9 protein-coding genes are annotated in these 6,580 nt (G+C 52.1%); 6 read left to right on the top strand and 3 right to left on the bottom strand.

The genetic code is table 11. The features are described 5' to 3' along the window. Positions 1–1,286, bottom strand: a 1,286-nt coding sequence (locus tag PLA23_RS09020; protein WP_324474918.1) for a RecQ family ATP-dependent DNA helicase, incomplete at its 3' end; no start/stop codon positions are given. A 178-nt stretch (positions 1,287–1,464) separates the two neighbouring features. Between PLA23_RS09020 and PLA23_RS09015 the strand changes: the two genes are divergently transcribed. Continuing rightward, entirely contained in the window at positions 1,465–2,037 is a 573-nt protein-coding gene (locus PLA23_RS09015) for a chemotaxis protein CheW (RefSeq protein ID WP_324328127.1), read from the top strand. A gap of 3 nt (positions 2,038–2,040) precedes the next feature. Here the strand turns inward: PLA23_RS09015 and truA are convergent, their stop codons facing one another. Next, complete coding sequence (gene truA, locus PLA23_RS09010) at positions 2,041–2,862, bottom strand: tRNA pseudouridine(38-40) synthase TruA (protein WP_324474917.1); 822 nt, start codon at positions 2,860–2,862, stop codon at positions 2,041–2,043. Further along, positions 2,829–3,494, bottom strand: coding sequence for a PHP domain-containing protein (locus PLA23_RS09005; protein WP_324328132.1), 666 nt, complete (start codon positions 3,492–3,494; stop codon positions 2,829–2,831). Before PLA23_RS09005 ends, truA begins: the two co-directional genes overlap by 34 nt. Before the next feature lie 48 nt (positions 3,495–3,542). Here PLA23_RS09005 and PLA23_RS09000 point away from each other — a divergent pair, with 48 nt between their 5' ends. The 5 genes from PLA23_RS09000 to PLA23_RS08980 form a co-directional block, all read left to right on the top strand. Continuing rightward, complete coding sequence (locus PLA23_RS09000) at positions 3,543–4,958, top strand: dihydropteroate synthase-like protein (RefSeq protein ID WP_324474916.1); 1,416 nt, start codon at positions 3,543–3,545, stop codon at positions 4,956–4,958. Between the two features lie 54 nt (positions 4,959–5,012). Further along, positions 5,013–5,384 (top strand): Mov34/MPN/PAD-1 family protein, encoded by a 372-nt coding sequence (locus PLA23_RS08995; RefSeq protein ID WP_324328136.1) that lies wholly within the window; start codon positions 5,013–5,015, stop codon positions 5,382–5,384. Next, on the top strand, positions 5,381–5,854 hold the full coding sequence (locus PLA23_RS08990; RefSeq protein WP_324328138.1) for an FAD synthase family protein: 474 nt from the start codon (positions 5,381–5,383) through the stop codon (positions 5,852–5,854). The genes PLA23_RS08995 and PLA23_RS08990 overlap by 4 nt, the downstream gene beginning before the upstream one ends. Further along, a complete protein-coding gene (locus tag PLA23_RS08985; RefSeq protein ID WP_324474915.1) occupies positions 5,851–6,345 on the top strand; it encodes a DUF367 family protein in 495 nt (164 codons plus the stop codon). The genes PLA23_RS08990 and PLA23_RS08985 overlap by 4 nt, the downstream gene beginning before the upstream one ends. Positions 6,346–6,390: 45 nt before the next feature. After that, on the top strand, positions 6,391–6,580 hold a 190-nt coding region (locus tag PLA23_RS08980; RefSeq protein WP_324474914.1), incomplete at its 3' end, for a tetratricopeptide repeat protein.

Here is a 6,580-nt window from a genome sequence, read left to right as displayed (position 1 = left end):
AGGTATGAAACCCCGTAATCATCGCTGAGTTCATCCATGCAGGCAGTTATCACCGACAGATGATACCTCCCATCAATGGTCTTTCGTCCTGAATGACATGAATCACAGTTCCCGCATGTTGGTTTATCCCAGGGTTCGCCAAAATATGTCAGCAGGACGGCACGTCGGCATGCACGGGACTCACAATACCCGACCATCTCATGCAGTTTTCGAAGACTTACCTGTCGTTCGGTTCCGTCTGCCATCTGCTCAATCAGGTACTCAATCTTCCGATAATCCCCTCGTGAATAGAGCAGCAGACATTCGGCAGGGTCCCCATCCCTCCCGGCCCGTCCGGTCTCCTGATAATAATGCTCAAGGTTTTTCGGGAGATCATAATGAACCACAAAACGCACATCAGGTTTGTTAATCCCCATTCCAAAGGCAACCGTCGCAACAATGATACGAACCTCGTCCCTCAGGAACCGGTCCTGCGTCTCATGACGCACTGATTTTGGCAGATCTGCATGGTAGGGAAGTGCTGAAAACCGGTTTTTCTGAAGCATTGCTGCAAGATCAGTCACCTGTTTTTTGGAAAAACAGTACACAATCCCTGACTCATTCTGATGAGTCTGCAAGAACCTGACCAGCTGCTGCTCGCCGTCCTCCTTCTTCTCAACCCGATAGATGAGATTCTCACGATTAAACGAGCCAACAAAGATAGCCGGGCTGTGCAGGCTGAGCTCGGTTATGATGTCATTTCTAACAGACGGCGTTGCTGTTGCCGTCAGGGCAATTATCGGAACCTCCGGAAACGTTCTCCGGATCACTGAGAGCTGCCGGTATTCAGGCCTGAATTCATGCCCCCACTGTGAGATGCAATGAGCCTCATCAATCGCAAAGAGGCTGATTCTGATTGATTTTAAAAATTCCAGAAACACAGGCTGGACCAGTCGCTCCGGGGAGATGTAGAGGATTTTTAGTAAGCCGTCACGAATGGACTCTTCAATACTTCGCCGGTCCCTGAAATCCTGGGTACTGTTTAAAAATGCGGCAGGGATACCGGATTCTGCAAGACAGTCAACCTGATCCTTCATGAGGGCAATCAGAGGGGATATGACTATCCCGATTCCCTCCCTGATCAGTGCCGGTATCTGGTAACAGAGTGACTTGCCCCCGCCGGTGGCGATGACCGCAAGCACATCCTGCCCCTCCAGCACCTTTGTGATAATCTCCTTCTGCCCAGGCCGGAATGTCGTGTACCCAAACCACCGGTGCAGGACTTCTTCCGGAAGAGGACCGTTCATTTGAATACAAGTTATCTCCGAAATAAGAAAACTGCATCTCTTCCGCCGAACATGAAGCGGCACCACACCATGCGGACAAATCCTGCCAGAAACGAAAGTTTCATGAACCTACATCCTGAAATGATGAAATGCGAAACATTTCCGGTATATAGAAAGAACCGGGGGCTTGGGAGACAGTATGGGCACATTTCTTGTAGACTACGACCATCATGATACCGCCAGAGAGAACGCACCGGTGATCACACAGGCATCGGTACAAACGGCACGGGCTGCGAAAAAAGGCACCGGGAATCTTCAGGTTGTAGAATTCATCCTTGGAAATGAACTCTTCGCCATCGACCTGTTTGATACACGGGAAGTCATCAACACAACCGAGATTACCCCGCTTCCAAACACACCGTCATTTATCAAGGGAATCATCGATCTCCGGGGAGTCATCACCACCATCATTGACCTGAAAGAGATGATGCATATCACACAGGAGGCGGATGGGAAGAAGAAGGCTAGAATCATCGTTCTTGATGCCAGTGTTTCAGAGAAGATGATTGGTGTGTTGGTTGATGACGTGCTCGCGGTCTCCACCTATACCCATGAGGAGATTGACCGGGATACTCATGCCTCACAGAAAAGTGACCGGGATATCCTGGGCATCATCAGGAAAAAGACAAAAACCTCTGACCGTGAGAAGAATGACCTGATCATCTGGCTGGATATCAGGACCATGATCCACAGGGTTGAACAGGACCTTTAAAGGTCAATCAGTCAGAAGAAGCGAGTACACGGTTCCAAGCAGATGCAGTTCTTCTGACTGTTTCCGGATTCTCCCAGCCTTCAGCCCTGACACCGGTATTCTGTGCCAGTCAAGGTCTGTATGGACATCCCAGAGGATCAGACCATCGGGCGGGGCAGGCTTTATCTTGTTTGTACAGACCCCGGACAGGTATCTTCTGAGCTCCTCGATCGTCAGGGTCCCTTCTGATATCTGAAGGAGTGATGCAGCAATACATCTGACCATATGCCAGAGAAAACTCTGCGCTGTGACTTCAAGCCGGCATCCGTTTTCGTCCATAATGATCGCAATCCCATCAATCGTCCGTATCGGGCTTTTTCCAGGTTCAATCCTGGCAAAACACTGAAAGTTGTGTTTTCCCACAAATTCTGCTGCTGCATCCCTCATTGCAGGAACATTTTGAGGAGGTCTGCTGAAATAGTACCGATACGTCCGGCTTGTCACATCATGCCGCGGGGAGAATGAATCCGGCACGAAGGCCCATGCCGTTACCCAGATGTCGGGGGGGAGTTGTCCGTTCAGGGCACGGATTGCACGATCCGGAACAGAAGTTGAGAGTGCGAGGATCTGGCATCGGGCATGCACCCCCCGGTCAGTCCTTCCTGATAGGGCGACTCGTGCCTCATTCCGGTTCTGTATGATCCCAGCTCTCATGCAGGCGGCCACAATCTCACCCTCAACCGTCCGCTGATCAGGCTGGTACTGTGAGCCGAAAAACGAGGACCCGATGTACCCAATCCGAAAGGCAAGCCTTACTTGTGAAGTCTGCCCCGGATCTTCCGCCATGAGTTCCGCAATGACTGTTTCGTATAAATCCGCACCGGCGTCTTTCTCCCGGCCGGCTGTGTCTTTCCTTCTTTGATCGCCCGGAGGACCGAGGGGACATCCTTCTCCGCATCGATCAGCGTTTTCCCAAACCCGATAAACCGGGCATGATGGGCATCACTCCCGGCAACTGCCGGTTTTCCCATTGCCCGTGCAAGACGCATCGCCCGCTGGTTCGCATGGGGAATAACATACCGACTGTTGTAGACCTCAATCGCATCAGCAGCAGAAAAGGCTCCCGCACATTTCAGGGCAGCACCGTGACGGTACCGATGAAAGGGATGTGGGAGTATGGTAATGCCACCGGCATTGCGTACTTCTGCTATGGTATCCAGGATCGGGCGGGCAGGAGCCGGGGGGTGCTCTATTCCAAGAGCGATCAGATGACCTTCTTTTGTTGAAACCTCAACACCAGGAAGAACCAGAATATCAGTGGTAAGGTCACAGGCTGTCCGGTACCCCTCCATGGTATCATGATCCGTTATTGCAATCACATCCATCCCTGCCCAGGCAGCAGCGGCAAGAACCTGTGCGACGGTGCTCTCCCCGTCCTTTGAATAGGAGGTATGGATATGAAGATCAGCTTTCAGCATCCCTTCCTATAGTATTCTTTTTATCTTCCCGGTATTAAGGAAAGGGTGATGCGGATCCTACTACCTACCGGAAGAGTTACGTATACCATCGTGGAGGAGGCTGCACATGGGTTTGACGCGGATGTTGTGGTGACCGGAGAACTTGCCTCTTTCCTGACACCGGCACAACTCAGAGACCTTCTTCTGGCCGGTTCCTCCTATGATCTTGTCCTTGTTTCAGGGATGTGTACTGCATCATTTCTTGATGTGGAACAGGAGACCGGCATTCCAATCTACCGGGGACCACGGCATGCCGCTGATCTCAGCCTTGTGCTTCCACTGCTCGGGAAGATTGAACTCTCCCGTGACATTCCGGCGGATGAATTCCTCTCAGAGGAACGACGAAAAGGGGCGTTTTCCCAAATAACACAGCAGGAGGAGGAGAAGGAGCCTGCATTCACTATACGGGGAGTGAAGATCGGAGGAGGCACCAGAATAAAAGTTCTTGCTGAGATCATGGATGCACATAAACACCCGAATATCCGGTCAGAAGTTCTTCGTTTCCTTGATGAAGGGGCCGATATCGTGGATCTTGGATTTGGATTTGATGCATCACCTGATGATGTTCGCGCAGTATTTGACCAGCTGGGCGATATTGAGAGTCCGCTTGCAGCAGATACCCAGGATCCGGCCCTCATTGAGGCATCCCTTGTCCGGGCAGATCTTATCCTCTCTCTTCAGGAGAAGAATATCCCCCTGATTGGAAAGAGAGTCGCAGAGGCCGGATGCGGTGCAGTCATTGTGCCCGGAGAGGCCGGGCTTTTAGCAAATATTCAGAAGGCAGAGAAGTGCGGGATCTCCCGGATCATCGCCGACCCGGTGCTTCACCCCTGCGGTTCCGGGCTGGTGCAGTCTCTTGGCTGGTTTTCCGATCCCGGGTATCCGCTCTTTTTTGGTGCAGGAAATGTCATCGAACTCTGTGATGCGGACTCTGTCGGTATGTGTGCCCTCCTTGCGGGGATGGCATATGAAACCGGCTCCTCAGTCATCTTCTGCAGCGAGCATAGTGACAAAACAAAGGGATGTGTTGCAGAGATGCGAACCGCGACCATGATGATGGCCCTGATGGACGGCCGACCCTATCCCAAGGATCTGGGCATTGACCTTTTTTTCATAAAGGAAAAGAGGCGGCGGAGAGAGCCTCCCCTTGCATATAAAGAGATCATGTTGGCCAGTCCCATGCCCCAGGAGATTACCTATGACCCCTGTGGCAATTACCGGATAGGCATCGAGGACGGGTATATCGTTGCGATACGAAACGGAAAGGCGATAAAAGGGACCCGGTGGCAGGATATACTTTACACCATTCTCCAGACGGGCGGCGTATCTCTCTTTGATCATGCCGGATATCTGGGTGCAGAACTGTACAAGGCAGAACTGGCACTGAAATATGGAAGAAGTTTTGAACAGGACGGGCCGTTCTAAGCACAATAGCCTTGTATCATCAGAGCCGATGAATAAGAAGGTTACAACCATCGTATGAATATTTCCGCAATACAAAAAAGTGCCCTGGATCTTCTGCTTGCCATGGGCCGGGAGTCACATCCCCGGGAGTTTGCCGCACTCCTGACGGCCGAATCGGGAGTCATCTCTGATATTAATCTGATACCAGGATCAATCGGAGGGGAGGCAAGTGCCCAGGTTCCTTTTGAAATGGTCCCCCTCAATCTGCATGTGACCGGAAGTGCCCACAGTCATCCAAACGGGACGCTCTTCCCCTCTGACGCTGATATCAGGTTCTTCGCGGTAAGCGGCAGCCGCCATATCATCGTCGGATATCCGTATGGGCCGGACGACTGGCGGTGCTTTTCCCCGGAAGGAAGACCGGTGCGGCTTGAGGTGGTACCATGATCCGTGTTGTTGCAACCGGAACATTTGATATCCTCCATCCAGGGCATCTCTGGTACCTGTATGAATCGGCAAAACTGGGGGATGAACTCTGGGTCATCGTTGCCCGTGATGCGAATATCCGGCACAAGCCCCGGCCGGTCATCCCTGAAGAGCAGCGACGGGAGATGGTAGCAGCCTTAAAACCGGTCACCCATGCAGTCCTTGGTGATCTGGAGGATATGTTCCGGCCAATCCGTGAGATAAAGCCGGATATCATAACCCTTGGGTGTAATCAGCATTTTCATCCGGATACCCTGACAGAAGCATTACAAAAACAGCATATCATCGCAAAGGTCGTGAGAATATCCGCCTACTCCGGTTCACCCTATACCAGCTCCCGTGATATTGTCAGGGAGATCGTCAATCGGACGCAGTCACAGGAGAAGGAGAGATCACATCCACACCCAAAAACACAGGATGATGCGGTATGATCCCCCTGCTCGCATACCGCGACAATTCCTGTGACCCCAGAAAGTGCACGATGAAAAAACTTGAACGGGCAGGGATGGTCAGGCTCTTCTCCCGGCTGTCAGCCATCCCCCGGACCAGCCTTATCCTTGATCCGACGGCAGAACAGGCCCTCTCACCAGCCGATCGGGAGAAGACCAGAACCATTACCGCCCTTGACTGCTCATGGGAAGTCCTTGACACGAATCAGGTCAGGTCATGGAAGTTCAAACGGGCCCTTCCATACCTGCTTGCGGCAAACCCGGTGAACTTTGGAAAACCCTTCCGGCTGACCTCAATGGAGGCGATGGCTGCGGCACTTGTCATTCTGGGAGAACAGGCGCAGGCAGAGGAGATACTTGGAAAAGTCAGCTGGGGAATCCGTTTTTTACAATTGAACGAAGAACCGCTGTCTGCCTATGCCAAGGCAAGGGACAGCCAGGAGGTCATCGCCATCCAGGGAGAATTCTTCTGAGGGACTCTTTATCTCCTCTGAACATACCATTCACATGAGGAACTGATGGGCATACGGAACTGGATTGGAGGACAGGAGACAAGCCCGGCAACGTCATACTGTCAGAAAGGTGAGACACAGCTTGCAAAAGAGAAGTATGAGGCTGCTGTCCAGACCTTTAACCGCGGAATCGAACTTGACCGGAGCCATACCGGCTGCTGGATCGGGATGGGAAAAGCATTTCTCGGTCTTGGTA

This window comes from Methanospirillum sp., from assembly GCF_035406105.1.
In the GTDB taxonomy this organism is placed as follows: domain Archaea; phylum Halobacteriota; class Methanomicrobia; order Methanomicrobiales; family Methanospirillaceae; genus Methanospirillum.
The sequence above is the reverse complement of the archived record's forward strand: the minus strand, read 5'-3'. Positions and strand labels throughout refer to the sequence as shown.